This is a genomic window from Caballeronia sp. J97 (genome assembly GCF_905220305.1).
Classification (GTDB): domain Bacteria; phylum Pseudomonadota; class Gammaproteobacteria; order Burkholderiales; family Burkholderiaceae; genus Caballeronia.
The window spans coordinates 1-17651 of record NZ_CAJMZL010000051.1 but is presented as its reverse complement, the minus strand read 5'-3'; the positions used below and the strand labels follow the sequence as shown (position 1 = coordinate 17651).

Here is a 17651-nt window from a genome sequence, read left to right as displayed (position 1 = left end):
CCTTGAAATTCGCGGCGGGCCCGCGGATGTTTGGTTTCGCGAATGGTGGCCCGAACCGCCTGAAACGAGAAGTGCAAATTTTCGAACGATTGATGTTCAATGATTATCAATCGATGACGCCGGCGGTACACCGCCGGCGCCGGCCTTCAGGCCACGAAACGGCACTGCGAGGCGGCCGTGCGCGTGTCCATGTTGCGGCCACGGTTGAGGTGATCGTCGATCTCCGCCGCGCAGCCGAGCATGCGCGGATAAAGAAAGATTGTGAAGGCCGCGGTTTCGAGATCCGCCTCGCTGAATTCACCGCGCTTGAGCGGCTGCCACAGCATCTTCAGAAGCAGCGCGGCAATCACCGCGTCGACGTTGACGCAGTACACGTTGCGCGACACGCCCGCGTCGAACAATGCCTGAACCAGCGCGCGGTAGTACGCATGGAACGCGTTGTACTCGCCGCGCGCTTCATACAGTTCGGCGATGAACACCTCGCGCGGATCGTGATTGACCGGCTTGTCCTTGAAAACCGGGTGATTCACGCCCGGCAGCTTGGCGATGTCGAGGCTGCCCGACTGCTTTTGCCGCGCCTTGTATTGCGCGTAGCGTTCGACGGAGCGGCGTGCGAGCGCGTTGAGATCGACGCCGTGGCGGGCGTCGGCGGGGTCGTCGAGATCACTGTCGCGAAACGCGTCATTGAGAAACGCGATGCCCTCGTAACCGTTGCCACCGTGCGCAAAGCCGGTATGCGTGAGAAAGCCCGCGAGCGCCTTGTTCAGTTGCACGCGCTCGGGACCCTCGGGTCCGTCGGCGGATACCGCGCCCTTCGCGCCCTGCGCCGAGATCGCGCCGGGTCCGTTAGTGAGCAGCAGCCCGGTCAGGGTCCTGAACGCGAGCAGGTCGTCGCCGGATGGTTTCAGACCGAGCAGCGCCGCGAAAGCGACGTCCGTCAGCGAGCGCTCGCCGAGCAATTCCTCCGTGGAAAAGTCCGCGAACCCGTCCGGGCGATGGCGCGACGTATCCGCCGAGGCGCCGATCAGCGTGCCGAACAGCGTCGTCCACCACGGCAGACTTTCCGCCGTCAGGCGCGAGATGCGCTTGCGCATGAGCGGCCCCCAGGCGAGCGTCGTCGTAATCGCGGCGAGCACGGCGTCCGCGCGCGGATGGCACGGGCCGTGCGTCAGCCACCGGATCATCGCCGGACGCACGCCGCGTGCGGCGAGACCCGCGAGCAGGGCTTCGGCTTTCGGGTCGGGTTCTTCGGAAAAGAGTGACGCGCTGCCGGCGGTATCGACGGTGTCGATGTCGAAAGTCTCGTCGAATGCGTCTTCCAGCTTCGCCGCCGCGAAGCGATCGATCATCAGCCTGACCGCGTCGCGCGCCGCGTGCTGGCGCTTCGGCCCGATGATCGCGGCAGCGGCCGCGAGCACCGCGTTGGGCGCGTTGCCCGCTTCACGCGCCGCCTGTGCGGCGGCGAGTTCGGCCGTGCCGTGCAGGTTCACCGCCGCGCCGACCGCCACGTTGACGAGCTTTTCGTCGTTGGATCCGCCGAACTCGTGCAGCAGCGCGAGACAGACATTCGCTTCGAACGAATGCGTCGCGGCTTCGAGCATCGATGCGCCGTGCAAGCTGCTGACCTGCGTCTTCGCGTCCATCTGCGATGCGCCGGAAGCGTCCTTCAAGGTCTGTCGCGGCGGGATCGCGCCGATCTGTCCGTTGACTCGTGCGACCTGTTCGTCGTAAGGCGCGACCGCTCTCACGACCGGCAACGCGAGATCGCCGGGCAACGCGAGCCCTTGATCCGAGCCGAACCACGGCTTGAGCGCCAGGCTGCCTTCGGGTTCGAAGTCGGGCATGGTCGCGTTCGCGCGCATCACCGCCGTGAGCGCGGCGGGAATATGCGCGATGTTCGTCACGACCGCGCCCTTGGACGAGCAGCAAGGATCGTCCGGCGTGAAGAGCCGTTCGACGCCGAACTTCTCCATGAACCAGCGCTCTTTGGCGAGCGCATCGTCTGCGCCGCCCGCCATTGCGCCCGCATGTCCCACCGCCCGCGTGAGGCGGCTTTTCCAGCGGCCCACCACGCAGGCGACCACGGGCTTCGTGAAATCCGCGTCGGCCTCGTAGTATCCGCCCGGCTCGCAATACAGCACGGCGGCCTTGCTGCGCGCGTCGTTGGCAAGCGCAAACGCGAACTCCGGCGCCGCATAGTGGATGTAGACGTCCTTGCCGCTGGAGATGACTGTCGAGGTGCCCCAGCCGCTCATGCGCAGATACTGCGCGATCGTCGTGCTGAAGCCGCCCGAATTGGAAAAGATCGCGATCGATCCCTGGCGCAAGGTCGCGCCCGGGTCGTCTCCGCCGAGCGCGCCGCCGATGCGCACGCGCTGCCACGAATCCGCGACGCCCAGCCCGTTCGCGCCGAAGATGTCGATGCCAGCCTGCTGGCCCATCGCGCGAATTTCGCGGGCGTCGTGCACCGCGATCTTCTCCGTGATGATGAAGATCTTGCGCAGCCCGGGATTGACGCGGATGAGTTCGGCGACGCCATCGCGCGCCGCCGACGGCGGCAGATAAACCACGCCGCAGTTGAAGCGGTGCCCGGCTTCAAGACCTTCCCGGACGTTGTTATAAACGGGGATGTCGCCGGCGGGCGTCGGGAGCACCTGTCCGCCCTTGCCCGGCGCGGTGCCGAAGACGACGTTCGCGCCCGAGAAAGCGTGGCTCACCGGCGTCACGTCCGACGATTCGCCGCCGAGAATGTTGAGCACGCATACGCGATCTTCGCGCGTGGCGATCTGCGCCAGCGACTGGATGCCGACGAAGTACTTGAAATGGCTGCTGCCTTGCTTGTGCATGTCGATCTCCTCAGGCCGTTTCCGTTTGCGACTGTGCATCGCGCGCGCCGATGCGCGTCGCGACCTGCGCGCGACCGCCCGCCTGCATCCACGCATCGGCTCGGCGCGCGTACTGGATCACTTCGCTGATGTCGGAGTCGAAGCCGAAGAGACGATAGGGCAGGCCGAGCGAATCGCAGGTATCGCGCAGCGCGGACATGCCGCGCACCAGGTTCGGGCCGCCGCGTCCGAGGACGACATAGAGCGGCGTCGGTCCATGTTCGCTGAAGTGCTCGCGCAACGCATCGGCCATCGCGCGCAGGGTTTCGTAGATGTCGGTGTTGTTCGACTTCCCGCCGATGATGAACAGCACATTCGACTGCCTGAGCCAGTGCCTGAAGCAGATCCGCGCCACTTCCTTCATCTTCTCGTAGGGAGGATTGCCGCCGAAGTCCGACGAGATGATGGCCGCATCGCCCAGCATCTCCGTGACGAGCGAGTTCGCGCCGCCGCCGAACGTGGGCGCGAGGATCGTGCCGCGCTCGTTGATCACGTACACGTCGCTCTGGCCCTGATGCGTGCGAAGTTGATTGATCTCCTGCTCGAAATCCGAGTAGTCCGCGGCGAACAGATGCGCGGGCAGGCCGAGACGCGAGAAGCGCGGGTCGTCGCGATCGAATCCGCATTTGAAGTCGCAGGCCACGGGCGTGAGACGCCCCTTCTTGTCCTCGCGCATGCGGATCGGGTTGAGTTCGAGCGTCGTCATGCCGAAGTCGTGAAACAGTTCCCAGAGCTTCGGCAATTGCTGCACGAGCGGTGAGATGATTTCGCGCGGCGCACCGATCTCGCTCAACGCATTCGCGACGACGAACGCCTTCAGTCCGGTCAGCGCATCGAACGGCACCATCGCGACGTGCTTCGGATCGACTTCCTCGATATCCATCCCGCCCTTGTGCGAGAGCGTCATCGTCGGCGCGCGAAAGCGCGTGGAATCGGTGATCGAAAAATAGACTTCGTGCGTGGCCGGCACGCCCGCTTCGAACGTCACGCCGTTGGCTTTCGCCTTCAGATGCCCCACTGCGTGCTCGGCGAAGTACAGCCGCTCCTTCTCCAAAAGCGCCGTCTTGAGATCGGTGGCGCGGCCGAGGAGGCCGGCCTTGCCTTTCTTGCCGACGCCGCCCTTGAACACGGGCTTGATGAATATCTGACCGTGCCGGTCGATGAGCGACTTGATCTCTTCTTCGCTCGCGCCAGGGCCCAGCACTTCGCTGGACGGGAAGCCGACGAATTGCAGCAGCCGCGCGCCGTGCAACATTCCGGTGATCTGCATGTGAGTGTCTCCTGAATTTCAAGGCAATGACGAATGAAGCAGGTACTGGGTATTCATTCCGCTCGCTTCGGCAGGCGCGAGTTGCACCGCTGCCGTGGACGCGTGCGAGAGCGTCGGCAGGATTCGAGTAGCGAGGTGGGTCATGCGAGATGCGCGTCGGCGACCGTTGGCGGCGCCCGTGACGGGGCCCGTCGTGGAATGCGGCGAAACGCTGTTCTGCGCTTCGCGCCTGTCTCCGATGCGTTCTCTGTCGATGCGTTTATGAACGTCTTGAGCATCGATATTTGCTCAAGACGCTCCAAACGAGAAGTGCGATTTTTGGAAGCATTGATGTTCAAAGGTTATCAATGCCGTAAGGAGGCAGTCCCGCCGGTCGGCACGCGGCATTTTCATTCGCATTCTCAGACATCGTAGGGTCTGTGTGAAAGACTGCGCCGCTTTGAAATCTGGCAATCTCGAGCTGGAGAGGCGAGTGTCGGTTCGGCCACTTCCCACCGCTCACCGGCGAATGATATCGGTCACTTTAACGACAGGTTGAGTCCGAGAGCGCTCCGATGCAAGGCAAGCGTGCTCCGGGCCACGAACAAGGCTTACCACTGTGTCAATGAACGTCGTGGCTCGGACTGTACATCTCACGGCCGCCTTTCATACCGCAGTGCAGTTCTTGCCCTTCCCCTGGTCGCGGCGAGGACGATGAACTCTGCGCGCTCGATCTGCGCGACCCGGCGTTGGCGCGGACCTCGGTCCAGGACGAGTCGTTGACCTAGACCAGAAGAGGTCATGGTCGACTTAGGTCCGCCTGCGCGGCAGGCACTGCCGCTTTCCGCCGGGCGCCAACGGATCGCGCGATGGCCGTTCCAATCGCGAGCAGTAGAAGACATGCGGTGGGCACAAGCATCGGCGCGGTATGGCTCTGGCTAACTTTGCCAACATACGGCATGAGGTTTTGGCCAAAAAAACCTCCAAGATTGCCGATGCAGTTGATGGCCGCGACACTTGCGGCAGCACGAGCACCGGAGAAAAAGCGCGGAGGAAGCGACCAGAAGCATGGGTAGAGCAAGGGAATACAAGCCCCGCCCAGGCACAGCGCAATGAACCGAAGGGAAACGGTAGGCAATACCAGGCTCGATGCGAAGCAGACGACCCCGATACCCGCAACGACGGTCATGGCTCGCAGGACCACGCGCTCCCGTTTCAACTTGCCTGGCAGCCAAAGCAGGAGCAACGCGGCCAGTGCCCAGGGAATCATGTTCAGGAGACCGTTGACGGTCGACGACACGCCATAGCTTTTCACCAGCGTCGGCATCCAATACGTCACACCGTAGAGCGAAGTCGACATCAGCATGTACGTCGCGGCAAACATGAGGACTTTGGGATCGATGAACGCAGCCCAGGGATGCGATGCTTTCGCTTCTGTCGACGCTTCCCGCGCGAAAGCGGCGTGTACGACGTCTTTCTCCGCTTGCGAGAGGAACGGTGCGACTTGCACCGAATTCGGAAGATATTTCAGCGCGACAAAGGCAATCAGGATGGCGGGAGCGCCGGTTGCGATGAACACCCACTGCCAACCTTGCAAATCCCAAGTGCCTCCGAGCGAAAGCAGAAGCCCACCGACAAGTGACCCGAGCATGTTCGCCAGTGCGCTGCCGAGCGTAAAGAACCCGAGCACGCGCGTGCGGTAGCTTGGCGGGAACCATTGCGTGAGGTAGTAGATGACGCCGGGATAAAAGCCTGCTTCAGCAACGCCGAGCGCGAACCGATAGAAGTAAAACAGCGGCAGCGACTTTGTAAAGGCGAGCAGGACGGTGATGATGCCCCACGTAATCATGATTCGCGCAAGCCATGTGCGGGCGCCAAATCGATGGAGTGCCAGCGTGCTCGGCACCTCGAACAACAGGTAGCCGATGAAGAAAAGTGAGGCGCCGAAACCGTAGGCCGCCTCCGTCATCCCCAGAGCCTGCACCATTTCAAGTTTCGCGAAGCCGACGTTCTGGCGGTCGATGAACGCAATGAGGAACATGACGATGAGCAAGGGCATCAGCCGCCACGCCATCTTTCTCATCACCTGCTTTTCAGAAATCGGAATTGTGTCCATGGTCCCTCTAGAGATGTCGTCTGATACACCGGTCGCTCATGACGAGGACGATGCCGTCGCGACGAAAGATACAAACATATATATCTTTATATCTCTGGATGACCTCGGTAGATATGAGGTGTTACCCGAGGAGCACAGGTGCGGGCCGGCCCGTCCAAGGTCAGATCCTTGATACGCGGCAGGTGAGCGGCGGGTCGGTCAGGTGGGAATGAACATGCGCGCGGACACGGGCCGCGCACAACGGGGGAGTGTGTCGTATCAGGCGAAGAGTCCGAAAATCCACGGACTCGACAGAGATGATTACCGAATTTCTACCTGGTACTGGAAACCGGTCGCGGCGCCCCGGGTGGTGCGCCATTCTATTGGCGTTCCGGCGAAGTCCAGCGCTACCCGATTGACCATGATGATGGGGCTGCCGACGTGCACGCGAAGCGTCGCGGCGTCCTCTTTATCGGCCTGTTCGACCGTCAGGGTCTCAGTGGCCGATGCCACGATCTGGCGGCAAACCCGCTCGTAGAGGGGATACATGAGGTCCCCGAAGTCGCCGAGTGGAAGTGTCGCCAGCGCATCAAAGCGGTTTCGAGCGAGCCAGATTTCCTCGCGTAGAACAGGTTCCGAATCGATGAGCCGCACCCGGGACAAGTGTATGGTCTTCTCTGTCGGCTTCAATAAAAGCGCGTCTCGAATCGCCTCGCCCGGCTTCACAATCTCACGCTTCAAAACTTTGCCGGTGGGCTGGACGGAATGTCCTTCGGCCGATTTAAAGCGAAAAAAACGAAAAAGCGACGAATCGAAGCGTGGTCGACGCACGAACGTGCCTTTTCCTTGCGTGCGAGTGACAACGCCTTCGGTTACCAGTAGGTCGATGGCTTTACGCAAAGTGCCAATCGACACGACATAGGCCTCGCAGAGGTCGGCCTCGGTCGGTATTGCTTGCTCGGGCGTCCATTCCCCATTCGCGATCCGACGCACAAGGTCATCGCGGATGAGCTGGTAGCGCGGCAGGCGCAGGTCGGCTTTGGCTGGAAAGGAAGCAATGTTCATAAGTCATATAGTTAACCACAACTCTAGCTCTAAATGTACATCACCGCGCGCTCCGAGGGTTAGTCGGCAGAGACAACGCCAATGTATCTTTTAGACCGGTCACATATAGGCATATATATGAAGATACGAATCAGTCGGGGCGGCGGCAATGTTCACTTGGTACAAACGAGGCACGGGCATCGAGCGCCGGACCTTTTGGGGATGTTTCGCGGGGCGGGGCTCGATGCACTCGATGTCCAGATGTTCACGCTGGCGATCCCTGCCATCATTGCAGCCCACGGAATTGACCACACCCGGGCGGGCGCGATCAGCGCCGTAACGTTGGTTTCCTCTGCACTGGAGGATGGCTGGCAGGCGCGCTCTCCGACAAGTTCGGGCGAGTTCGAACGTTACAAATTACGATTCTTTAGTTCTCGGGGTTCACGTTTCTTTGTGCCTTGCTCAGAGCTTTCCGCAACTTCTCGCGCTGAAGGCATTGCAGGGCTTCGGGTTCGGCGGCGAGTAGGCTGCTGGAGCCGTGTTGATGGCCGAGACCATCCGCCCGGAAAACCGCGGCAAGGCGATGGGCGCCGTCCAAAGCGCGTGGGCCGTCGGCTGGGGTGGCGCGGTGCTCCTGTACGCCGCGGCCTTCACATGGTTGCCCGCTGACACGGCGTGGCGTGTGATGTTCGGCGTTGGCCTGCTCCCCGCGATTCTCGTGCTCTACGTGCGACGCAACCTTCGCGAACCCGCACGCATCGCACCCGAGTGTAGCGAGCCTAAAGTCGCCATGTGGCGTCAAGTCACGCAGGTCTTCCAGCCTCGGGTTCTGAAGACGACGCTCATTGGCGCAGTCTCGGGCACCGGCTCCCATGGCGGCTATTACGCCATCATGACGTGGCTCCCGACGTTTCTGTCCAAAGAACGGCACCTCTCGGTCTTGAACACGGGCGGGTACCTGGCCGTCGTCATCATCGCCTTCTGGTGCGGCTACATGGCGAACGCCTATCTCATCATGGAAAGCAGTCAGCGGCGGAACGTCGTTTCGATTGCGCCATGCGGGTCGCAAAAGTTGCCGCCGAGAAGCGAGGCGTAGCGACGCTTACGACTTGTTCGCGAGTTCGCAAATCAATGGACAAAGCCGCAGCGCCGATGAAAATCGGCGGGTCTTGCTCTGCGGTAGCCAGGACTAACGTGAGACATCATTACGCGAACGAGGCGAGTCAAAGCTGATCTTCACGATGCCTGTGCGGCGCTTCACCAGGGAGGCCGCGAAATGCGATCTGAGAGCGCCAACGGCTCGGTCTTCGCAGCGACGTCCGCAGCACTTTCGCTAACGGTCATCCTGGTTGCGTGATGCTCGACGGCGGCTCAGGTCGAAAAGACATGTTCGCTGTTCCCGAAGCCGGCGTTGGACTGCGCCGCATCGCGAACGACAGCGAAGCATCAATCCAGGCTGCAGAGGCGTTCAGTTAAACTTCTTCGACCATGCGTAGAGAAAGGTGAACTAATGAGCAGCGTAGACGCACCGGAACATCAGAGATGCGGCGATGAAGCTTGATCCGGTCTCCCTGAGTTTCTTCATTGCCGTGGTCGAAGAGGGAAGTATCGCGGCAGCGGCTGAACGAGAGCACATCGCCGCGCCGGCCGTGAGCAAGCGCATTAGCGCGCTAGAGGAAACGCTACGGACCACCTTGCTGACCCGTCATCACAAGGGCGTCGAGCCGACGGCTGCCGGGTATGCGTTGCTAAATCTTGCGCGCCGCGCCGTCAACTACCTCGACGACATCCATACTGAGATGCTCGACTACGCCTCGGGCACGCGCGGTCAAGTGCGGGTTTTCTCGAATATCTCGGCGATCACCCAGTTCCTCCCGGACGACCTTGCGACTTTCCTGGCAGACCATCCGGCGGTCGAGATCCGGCTCGAGGAACGCAACAGCCTGGTCACACTGCGATCCGTCGCTGAGAACGCCGCAGACGTTGGGATCTTTACCTTCGAGCCTCACGCTGAAAACGTCGAGACGCTGCCCTACGAGGAAGACGAATTGGCGGTCGTCGTTCGACGTGACCACGCGCTAGCGGGCAGAAAGAACATTCGGTTCGAGGAAGCTCTGTCGTGGGATTTCGTCGGCCTGCGTACCGGAAGTGCGATCAACACGCAGCTCACCCAGATCGCCAATCGGCTGCAAAAGGATTTTCGGCTCCGGATTCAGGTGACCGGCTACGACGCTCTGTGTCTGATGGTCTCATCCGGCCTCGGCATTGCAATCGCGCCTCGGAACCTGACGAAACTGTTCGTCAAGCGCTTGGGAATCACTGAAGTGCCCCTCGACGAATCGTGGGCGCACCGTCGCCTCGGCATCGCGATTCGTAGTCGCGAAGCCCTCTCGCCAGCGGCTGAGAGCCTTGTCGCGCACCTTCAGGCCCGCGCAGCCGTGCGGCGCGGGGCTTGAGGCAGCCATAACGGTTCGTTACGGCTGGCTAGCCAACTAATAATTCTCAGCTCGGGCGTAGTTCTCCATTATTTGACCCAACGGCACCGCGACGGCGCCGGTTAAATCTGGAGACACGAGATGAGCAAGGCGCAATACGAAATCGCCCTCCTGCCGGGCGACGGTATCGGTCCTGAGGTGGTTGACGCTGCGGTCCGCGTCCTGAAGGCGGCTGCCGCCAACGAAAGCCTCGAACTGAAGTACACCGCCTACGATGCGGGCGCCGGCCTCTATCAGCGCACCGGCGAATCCATGTCCGAAGCCGACGCGATCGCGGTTGGCGAGGCAGACGCGGTTCTCCTGGGTGCGATGGGGCTGCCCACTGTTCGCAAGGCCGACGGCACCGAGATTGCGCCGCAAATCGATCTTCGCGAACGCTATGGCCTGTTCGCGAGCCTGCGCCCGTGCGAACTGTTCCCCGGCGTGCCGACGCGTGTGAAAGCCAACAAGGTGAATATGCTCGTGATCCGTGAAACCACGGAAGGCCTGTTCGCTGGCCGCCACGACGAACAGGAACCGAGCAACGAAGCCGTCAGCGATCGCCTGACGATCACCCGCGCCACCAGCGAAAAGCTGTTCGAAGTGGCCTTCGAGCAGGCCAAGCAGCGCCGCGCGGCGCATGGCACACCGGGTCACGTCACGCTGCTGGACAAGTCGAACGTGCTGCGCAGCAACGCTTTCCTGCGCAAAGTGTTCGATGAAGTCGCGGAGCGTCACCCCGACATCGGCACCGCTCGCATCTACATTGACGCAGGTTCGATGATGTTCGTCACGAACCCGGAACGCTATGACGTGGTGGTCACCGAAAACGTCTTTGGCGATATCACCTCGGAAATCGCCGCAGGTGTCGTTGGCGGCCTCGGCGTCGCTCCGTCGGGCGACGTGAGCCTGCAGCACGGGATTTTCCAACCGAGCCACGGCAGCGCACCGGACATCGCTGGCAAGGGCGTGGCCAACCCGGTCGCGACGATCCTGTCCGCCGCAATGATGCTCGAATGGATTGCTCAGCAGAACAATGATCCGCGTTGCGAGAAGGTTGCTGCTGCAATCCGCAAAGCAACGGCCAAGGTTCTGCAAGACGGCCCGCGCACGCCCGATATCGGCGGCGACGGCAACACGGAAAGCGTCACGAAGGCAATCGTCTCCGTGCTCAGCAACTAAGGACCACGGAAATGGCAAAAGTAGCGATTGTAGGCAGCGGAGCCATGGGCTCCGTGTACGCCGGCCTGATGGTGAGCGCCGGCCACGAAGTCCATGCGATCTGTCTGTGGCCCGATCACGTGGCCGCGATGCAGGAAAAAGGTCTGCGCGTTGAAGGCGCGAGCGGCGACCGGACGGTGCCGATTCACGCCAGCACGACCACCGATGGCATCGGCGAATGCGATCTCGTCATTATCGCGACGAAGGCGTTCGACGTCGAAGCGGCTGCACGTGCATCGGAGCAGCTTCTTGGCCCGAAGACCGTCGTGCAGACCATCCAGAACGGTTTGGGTTCTGCGGAAAAGGCAGCGGCGATTCTCGGCGAGAACCGGATCGCAGTGGGTGTGGTCGGTGGCTTTGGCGCTTCGATTCGGGCTCCCGGCCATGCCCATCACAACGGCATGGAGATGATCCGCTTCGGCGCGTATCGCGGCCTGTCGCGCGATGACCTCGAAGCATCCGCCGAAATCTGGCGCTCGTCGGGTTTCAAGGTTGCGATCTTCGAAGACATCGACCAGATGGTTTGGGAAAAACTCATCATGAACGTCGCATTCTCGGGCACCACATGTGCGACAGGGATGACGATTGGCGAAGTGATGGCGAACCCGAGCGCGTGGAGCGTAGCGAAGGGCGCGGCAGAGGAAGCGATTGCGGTGGCAAAGGCCGCTGGTATTCGTCTCGACGTGGGCGATCCGATCGAACATATCCGCAAGCTCGGCAGCAAGATTCCGAACGCTCGCCCCTCGATGCTGCTCGACTACAACCTCGGTCGCCGCGGTGAAGTCGAAGCCATCAACGGATCGATCTCCCGCGAAGGCAGGAAGTACGACGTACCGACTCCTGTGAATGACACGGTAGTCGCGATCATCAAGGCGCGCGAAGCCAACTTCACCGAGTAATACGACCCACCTGCCCGGAACCGGGTGGGTGTCGCTTCTCCGTCCGTCAACGACCGGTGCATCGCACCGCTATTAGAAAAGCGAAATGGAGACAATCATGAACCGTCAATACAGATAGCGACGCAGTTGCGTGCAGAACAGTCCGCCGGAAACGAGAACGCAAAGAATAATTGCGGGCCTGCGCGCTTGAACTGAGTCGCTCTCATCGAGCCGGCATTGACCCGGACTTGTCGTTTCGGACGCGGCCTTGGATCAACGCCGCGATACCTACCCTTTACCAGAGACATAAGGGGAAGCACATGCAAATCAACAAGGCATTGGAAGGAGGCGCGGAAATGCGCGATGCCGAATCAGCGCTCATGCTGAAGGTCAAGCTACGCGTCATCCCGCTCATCATCATCTGCTACCTTTTCGCATGGTTTGATCGGATCAACATCAGCTTCGCGAAGTTTCATTTGCAGAAGGAGCTTGCATTAAGCGACACCGCCTACGGTCTGGGTGCAGCCCTGTTCGTGGTGGGCTACGTCGCCTGCGAAGTCCCGAGTAACCTTTTTCTCTTTCGCGTCGGACCGCGTAAATGGATCGCGCGCATTATGATCTCGTGGGGTATCGCCACGGCGTGCATGGTCTTCGTTCGCAGCGAAATGCAGTTCTACGTTGCTCGCTTCATCATCGGCGCGATGGAAGCGGGCTTCGCACCGGGCGTACTCTACTATCTGTCAACGTGGTTTCCCGCGAAACATCGTGGCCGTGTCAGCGGCTTGCTTTTCCTTGCCCTTGCGTTCTCAGGCGTCCTCGGTGCGCCGTTGTCAGGATTCATCCTCTCTCACTTCGAAGGTGTGATGGGAATGGCCGCATGGCACTGGATTTTCCTGATCGGTGGTTTGCCGTGCGTACTGCTCGGATTCGTCGTGCTGTGGCGTTTTGACGATCATGTCGAAGACGCAAACTGGCTGACGAACGACGAGAAGGCTTTGTTGCGCTCGAAACTCGATGCCGACGCAAAGAAGGCGGAGAGCCATTCGTTCCTCGGCGCGTTGAAATCGAAGGCGTTCCTGATCTTGGCGCTCGCGTATTTCCTCGTTCAGATCGCGTCGTACGGAATGAACTTCTGGATGCCGCAGCTGATTCGCTCGTCGGGGATCAAAGACCCGGCGATGATCGGTCTGCTCACGGCCCTTCCGTATTTGTTCGGCGGTATCGGCATGCTTACGATGGGCAAGCTGGGTGATCGCACGGGAAACCGCCGCATGGTATTCGCGGGATGCATGCTGCTCACTGCGGTAGGCTTTCTCGGCGCGGGCATCTTCGCCAAAAACCCTGCCGCACTGGTCGTGGCGCTGATCGTGCTCGGCACCGGCATGCTGACGACAATTCCGGCATTCTGGACGCTCCCTCCGAAGGTGGTTACCGGTGTTGGCGCTGCGGGCGGGATCGCGCTGATCAATTCCATCGGGCAACTGGGCGGCATCGTCAGCCCGGTGATGGTTGGCCGTATTAGCGATCTGACCGGAAGCACGACGCCTGCGCTCTACACGATCGTCGCCTTGTGCGTGCTTTGCGCCGCGATCGCGATCTGGGTTTTCCCCGCTCAACTTCGAGCCAAAGACGTCTAGTGTCCCGCCCCAGAAATAGCTTTACATAACCGAGCCACTTTCTGAAGGATGGAATCGGCGGTTGCCGTCCAGACGAACGGACGGTCGTGCTGGTTGTACTGCGCAACATAGCGCTCAATGCTGGCAATGAGCTGGCGTACATTTCTGAAGGAGCCGCGCCGGATAGCCTGCTGCGTGATCAGGCCAAACCAGCGCTCCACCTGATTGAGCCAGCTCGAATAGGTCGACGTGAAGTGCATGTGATAACGCGTGTGCTTCGCCAGCCATGCCTTGACCTTGGGGTGCTTATGCGTAGCGTAGTTATCGACAATCAGATGCACGTCAAGATCCTCGGGAACTGCTTGATCAACGTGCTTCAAAAAGGCCAGAAACTCCTGATGCCGGTGACGCGACTTGCATTGTGCGATGACCTCGCCCGTCACTGCATTGAGCGCAGCAAACAAGGTTGTTGTGCAATGCCGGATATAGTCGTGCGTCACACCTTCGAGATAGCCTGGACCCATCGGCAACACTGGCTGCGTGCGCTCAAGTGCCTGGCACTGGCTTTTCTCGTCGACACACAGTACCAAGGGCGTTGGTGGGCGGACTCAGATACAGGCCGACAATATCGCGCACCTTCTCGACGAAGTACGGATCGGTAGAAAGCTTAAAGCTCTTCGACCATGGGCCGTCCCAACGCGATGCGCTACATCGAGGAGATCATCGCAAACAACGAGCCAATCTCGACCTAGCAGATCCGCAACATTCACAACGCCGTGCTGAAGCGCCGCGTCAGTGAGGAGGCGTGTCGCTACCGTCATGTGAACGTGGCGATCGCCGACGCGCGAACCACGCCGCCCGACTTCCTGGATCTTCCGGCCGAACTGGCGGCGCTTCTCGAGTGGCATGCGGGAGCAGGGAACATGCATCCCATTGAGCGCGCAGCGGAACTTCATACGTGGTTCGTCAGGATCCATCCGTTCGTGGACGAAAACGGCAGAGCAGGTCGCCTGTTTCTGAATATCGAATTGATGAAGTCGAGCTATCCCCCGGCTGTTATCCGCAATGAGGATCGCGCAGCCTATTGCGATTCGCTGGACGACGCTTGCGTGAACAACAACTACGCGGGCATCGCTCCGCTGATCGCCGAATCGGTTGTGCGTTCATTCGACCTCTACTTCGACGCGCTCGGCTTGGCCGCCGACCAAGGACCTTCCTTGGCCCCTCGGTAAATGATAAGGATACCGACATTAAGACGCGCCGTCGCGTTATCGCTAACGTTCCATGTCAATGGCGTGACGCGCGCCGAAGGGCGCCAGATGTTAGACTATCAGCCCTAGTCTGGCTCGTCATTGCGGGGAAGAGAGCCCTTCCATATCGAGCGAGCGGCCACCTGTGCCCGTCGCATCAAGCACTTTTCTGGGCTGACGTTTCGTTCGCACTGTTACCAGGAGGAGAGTTGAGATGGACGAACAAGGCGTTCGTGCCCCGATTGTCACGGGAACATGCGCACGCTGCGGTGGCAAGGTGCCGTGGCCGATTTCGTCCTGTCCTCATTGCGGTGCGCCTGCGCGGTTTGTGTTCGGCGATCGTGCACCCGCCGCGAGGAAGCCCGGAGCGGCAGCGCACGACGCACCGAACGGGCGTGTTGATCGTCCGCCTGACCCGCCGCCGTGGCCGCGGCAAAATGCATCCTCGTTCGCATCGAACGATGCCGTTTATCCCGACGACGAGGTCCATCCGCCGCCGCGCCGCAATACCGGTCGTCGGGGCATGAAAAAGGGGGCAGTGCTGACGTTTGCGGTGGCCTTCGTGCTCACCGGCGGATCGGGGCTCTTGTACTGGATTCAGAATCATGACACGCAGGAAGAGCCGACGAGATCGATCGGCGCGCGAGGCGTGGTGACGTCGAACGACTTGATTCACCCCGCGCAGGCCCCGACCATGCGGCAGGTTCCGACGATTGCCCCAAGCTCGGAAGCGCCGCCGCCGAGTGACAAGGCATCCGCTGAAAAAAATCAGAAGTTGATGCCGCTTGCCCTCGCGCGAGCGCAGGACGGTCTCCAAAAAAACAACCTGCAACTGGCGCGGTCCGGCATTTCTTGGGCGCTTTCGTTGCAGCCGGACAATCCCGAAGCCCTCCGGCTCAAGCAGGATTTGCTGTCGCGGGAGAGGGCTCGCAATGCGGCCTTGAAGGCGGCACGCAGTTGCGTCGTGCAGGAGCGTGCCATGTGTGCCTGGCAAAATGCCAACACTGCGCTGTCGATCGATTCGAGCAGCAATGAAGCGAAGGGAATCGCCGCGCGCTCCATGCAGTAGGGCATCCAGCGGCTGGAGCGGCACTTCGGACTCAGGCTGTTCAGCCGGACTACGCGCTTGCTGACGCTGACGCCGGAGGGGCGGGACCTTCTGGAGCGCACGCTGCGGTTATTGCGCGAGGCGGAACGTATCGAGCAAGGCGTCGCCGCTGCATGCGCGGAGCCGGGCGGAACGCTCAAGGTGACAGCTCCGTTATCCGCCGGCGTGAACATCCGCGCGCCCGCATTGCCGGCGTTTTACCGACAGCATCCGAAAGGGACCGTCGAGTTGCGCCTGAGCGAACGCTACGTCGACCTGATCAAGGAGGGCGTGGATGTCGCCATTCGAGTCGGCGAACGTCGAGTTCGCGCCTGCGTCAGCTTTATTATCGACCTTAGCAACGCGATTGCCGCGACGTTGGCCGCGGGTGCCAGAATCGGAATATCGACGACGTACATCGCCGCGCCTTAAGTTCGACGGCGCGAACTCGAACCTGTACTTCATGAGTTCGCTTATGGCCGATTCCATCTGCATGCGATGTGGCCGGAAAGCCGCCGCAGCAACCCGGCGGTAAAAGCGTTTGTCGGCTTTTTTGCAGGACCTTTTTCCGTCTCCCGCGCCTTGGGACGTCCTGGCGTGGGATCATGCGTCCTGGCGCGTGCGTGTTATCGGGCGCTCGCCCTTTGTCGCATCGAATCTTTGCGCATATCCGAGCTGCCGAAAGCTCTCAATCACGAAGTCGATGAATACGCGCGTCTTTCCCGGCAGAAGTCACCGCGAGGCGTAGTAAAGCGAATTCGTGCTCGCGTCTGAATGCCATTTGGGCCCCATACGCACGAGCTCACCGTCAGCAAGATCCGGCAGTACGTAGGAAGCGCCAGCATCGCGGCACCAGTTCAGTCCCGCGCGTGATGAGGCACATCTGCGGGGTCGGCACACTGGACCTCATCCGCTCGGTCAGCGAGTTGGTCGAGAATGCGGCGGATCGCGCCGCGCGATGGGTTCGTCGGTTCAACGAAACCTTCCTTGGCCAACGCCTCACCGTAGACGTTGCCGGACGTCTGCTCCTTGCAGCTACCGATCGGGTGAGCACTGATGATTGCAGGATACTTCCCGGCTTCGTTGAAGCCCGGAGGAAAATGAACGTCGGCCGCAATATCCCAGTACGGTGTTTTGATGCTAACGGTCTTCATATGACTTACCCTCGATGGACATAGCTACGTTTCCACCTTGCAGGCGTCAGGCCATCACGATCGTCTTGGATTCCATGAAAGCCATCAAGCCCTCTATGCCACCCTCTCGCCCGATTCCAGACTGTTTGAAGCCCCCGAAGCCGATTGAAAAATCGGTGCGGGGACCGTTGTGTCCGACCGTGCCGGATCGGAGTTGCCTGGCCACCCGCATCGCTCGCTCTCGATCGTTGGTGAAGACGGCCGCGTTAAGACCAAATGGCGTGTCATTGGCGACACGGATTGCGTCTGCTTCGTCGTCGACCGGAATAACGCTGAGCACCGGGCCGAAGATTTCCTCCTGAGCTATCGCCGACCGGTTATCGACGTTGCCAAACACGGTCAGTTCGAAGAAGAATCCACGTTTTATATGCGGCGGTCTTCTGCCTCCCGTCGCAAGCAAGGCGCCTTCCGCTACACCCTTGGCGACAAATCGCTCGACTGTATCGCGCTGGCGAGCGCTTGCGAGCGGGCCCGACGTCGTTTCTTCCTCGAACGGGTCGCCCAGCACGATTTTTCCCGCGACGTCGGACAGCGCCTGGACCATCAATTCGTGTTTGTCGCGCGGTACGATCACACGGGTAAGGCTGTGACAGATCTGCCCGGTGTTATAGCCGAAATAAGACTCTCCCAGCGTCCGGGCGGCGGTCTCGATATCGTAG

The 17651-nt window shown here is 60.9% G+C and carries 13 protein-coding genes and 3 pseudogenes; 9 read left to right on the top strand and 7 right to left on the bottom strand.

Annotation, left to right across the window (positions count from 1 at the left end):
* Window positions 1-146: 146 nt before the first annotated feature.
* From U4Y90_RS34395 to U4Y90_RS34380, 4 genes are all read right to left on the bottom strand, one after another.
* Window positions 147-2846 carry a CoA-binding protein gene (locus U4Y90_RS34395; RefSeq protein WP_321801430.1) on the bottom strand — a complete coding sequence of 900 codons (2700 nt, stop codon included), beginning with the start codon at window positions 2844-2846 and terminating at the stop codon, window positions 147-149.
* Between the two features lie 10 nt (window positions 2847-2856).
* Window positions 2857-4155 (bottom strand): ATP citrate lyase citrate-binding domain-containing protein, encoded by a 1299-nt coding sequence (locus U4Y90_RS34390; RefSeq protein WP_321801429.1) that lies wholly within the window; start codon window positions 4153-4155, stop codon window positions 2857-2859.
* Between the two features lie 778 nt (window positions 4156-4933).
* A complete protein-coding gene (locus U4Y90_RS34385; RefSeq protein ID WP_321801427.1) occupies window positions 4934-6250 on the bottom strand; it encodes an MFS transporter in 1317 nt (438 codons plus the stop codon).
* A 300-nt stretch (window positions 6251-6550) separates the two neighbouring features.
* Window positions 6551-7294 (bottom strand): GntR family transcriptional regulator, encoded by a 744-nt coding sequence (locus U4Y90_RS34380; RefSeq protein WP_321801426.1) that lies wholly within the window; start codon window positions 7292-7294, stop codon window positions 6551-6553.
* A 148-nt stretch (window positions 7295-7442) separates the two neighbouring features.
* On the opposite strand from U4Y90_RS34380, the pseudogene U4Y90_RS34375 reads away from it, so the two are divergent.
* The 5 genes and pseudogenes from U4Y90_RS34375 to U4Y90_RS34355 form a co-directional block, all read left to right on the top strand.
* A pseudogene (locus tag U4Y90_RS34375) lies at window positions 7443-8333 on the top strand (MFS transporter); the annotation flags it as partial.
* A gap of 490 nt (window positions 8334-8823) precedes the next feature.
* A complete protein-coding gene (locus tag U4Y90_RS34370; protein WP_321801424.1) occupies window positions 8824-9729 on the top strand; it encodes a LysR family transcriptional regulator in 906 nt (301 codons plus the stop codon).
* A 120-nt stretch (window positions 9730-9849) separates the two neighbouring features.
* Window positions 9850-10929 carry an isocitrate/isopropylmalate dehydrogenase family protein gene (locus U4Y90_RS34365; protein WP_321801423.1) on the top strand — a complete coding sequence of 360 codons (1080 nt, stop codon included), beginning with the start codon at window positions 9850-9852 and terminating at the stop codon, window positions 10927-10929.
* A gap of 11 nt (window positions 10930-10940) precedes the next feature.
* A complete protein-coding gene (locus tag U4Y90_RS34360; protein ID WP_321801421.1) occupies window positions 10941-11867 on the top strand; it encodes a 2-dehydropantoate 2-reductase in 927 nt (308 codons plus the stop codon).
* 299 nt (window positions 11868-12166) lie between these two features.
* A complete protein-coding gene (locus tag U4Y90_RS34355; protein ID WP_321801420.1) occupies window positions 12167-13483 on the top strand; it encodes an MFS transporter in 1317 nt (438 codons plus the stop codon).
* Here U4Y90_RS34355 and U4Y90_RS34350 read toward each other — a convergent pair.
* Window positions 13480-14140: pseudogene (locus tag U4Y90_RS34350) on the bottom strand (IS630 family transposase); the annotation flags it as partial. The gene U4Y90_RS34355 and the pseudogene U4Y90_RS34350 overlap by 4 nt on opposite strands.
* A 77-nt stretch (window positions 14141-14217) precedes the next feature.
* Between U4Y90_RS34350 and U4Y90_RS34345 the strand changes: the two are divergent.
* From U4Y90_RS34345 to U4Y90_RS34335, 4 genes and pseudogenes are all read left to right on the top strand, one after another.
* On the top strand, window positions 14218-14694 hold the full coding sequence (locus tag U4Y90_RS34345) for a Fic family protein (protein WP_321801449.1): 477 nt from the start codon (window positions 14218-14220) through the stop codon (window positions 14692-14694).
* 232 nt (window positions 14695-14926) lie between these two features.
* Entirely contained in the window at window positions 14927-15781 is an 855-nt protein-coding gene (locus U4Y90_RS34340) for a hypothetical protein (RefSeq protein WP_321801419.1), read from the top strand.
* A 3-nt stretch (window positions 15782-15784) separates the two neighbouring features.
* A pseudogene (locus tag U4Y90_RS36225) lies at window positions 15785-15829 on the top strand (hypothetical protein); the annotation flags it as partial.
* A gap of 9 nt (window positions 15830-15838) precedes the next feature.
* Window positions 15839-16231: a LysR substrate-binding domain-containing protein gene (locus U4Y90_RS34335; protein WP_321801418.1), complete on the top strand. Its 393-nt coding sequence runs from the start codon at window positions 15839-15841 to the stop codon at window positions 16229-16231.
* Between the two features lie 425 nt (window positions 16232-16656).
* Here U4Y90_RS34335 and U4Y90_RS36220 read toward each other — a convergent pair whose 3' ends face one another.
* The gene (locus tag U4Y90_RS36220) at window positions 16657-16953 is read right to left on the bottom strand and encodes a hypothetical protein (protein ID WP_415749448.1); all 297 of its coding nucleotides are present in this window, start codon (window positions 16951-16953) and stop codon (window positions 16657-16659) included.
* A gap of 46 nt (window positions 16954-16999) precedes the next feature.
* The coding region (locus tag U4Y90_RS34325) for an aldehyde dehydrogenase family protein (protein ID WP_321801417.1) at window positions 17000-17651 on the bottom strand (652 nt) is incomplete at its 5' end.

Coding starts and splice junctions, on each gene's coding strand:
- U4Y90_RS34395 (WP_321801430.1), bottom strand. CDS start 2,846: ATGCACAAGCAAGGCAGCAGCCATTTCAAGTACTTCGTCGGCATCCAG.
- U4Y90_RS34390 (WP_321801429.1), bottom strand. CDS start 4,155: ATGCAGATCACCGGAATGTTGCACGGCGCGCGGCTGCTGCAATTCGTC.
- U4Y90_RS34385 (WP_321801427.1), bottom strand. CDS start 6,250: ATGGACACAATTCCGATTTCTGAAAAGCAGGTGATGAGAAAGATGGCG.
- U4Y90_RS34380 (WP_321801426.1), bottom strand. CDS start 7,294: ATGAACATTGCTTCCTTTCCAGCCAAAGCCGACCTGCGCCTGCCGCGC.
- U4Y90_RS34370 (WP_321801424.1), top strand. CDS start 8,824: ATGAAGCTTGATCCGGTCTCCCTGAGTTTCTTCATTGCCGTGGTCGAA.
- U4Y90_RS34365 (WP_321801423.1), top strand. CDS start 9,850: ATGAGCAAGGCGCAATACGAAATCGCCCTCCTGCCGGGCGACGGTATC.
- U4Y90_RS34360 (WP_321801421.1), top strand. CDS start 10,941: ATGGCAAAAGTAGCGATTGTAGGCAGCGGAGCCATGGGCTCCGTGTAC.
- U4Y90_RS34355 (WP_321801420.1), top strand. CDS start 12,167: ATGCAAATCAACAAGGCATTGGAAGGAGGCGCGGAAATGCGCGATGCC.
- U4Y90_RS34340 (WP_321801419.1), top strand. CDS start 14,927: ATGGACGAACAAGGCGTTCGTGCCCCGATTGTCACGGGAACATGCGCA.
- U4Y90_RS36220 (WP_415749448.1), bottom strand. CDS start 16,953: ATGAAGACCGTTAGCATCAAAACACCGTACTGGGATATTGCGGCCGAC.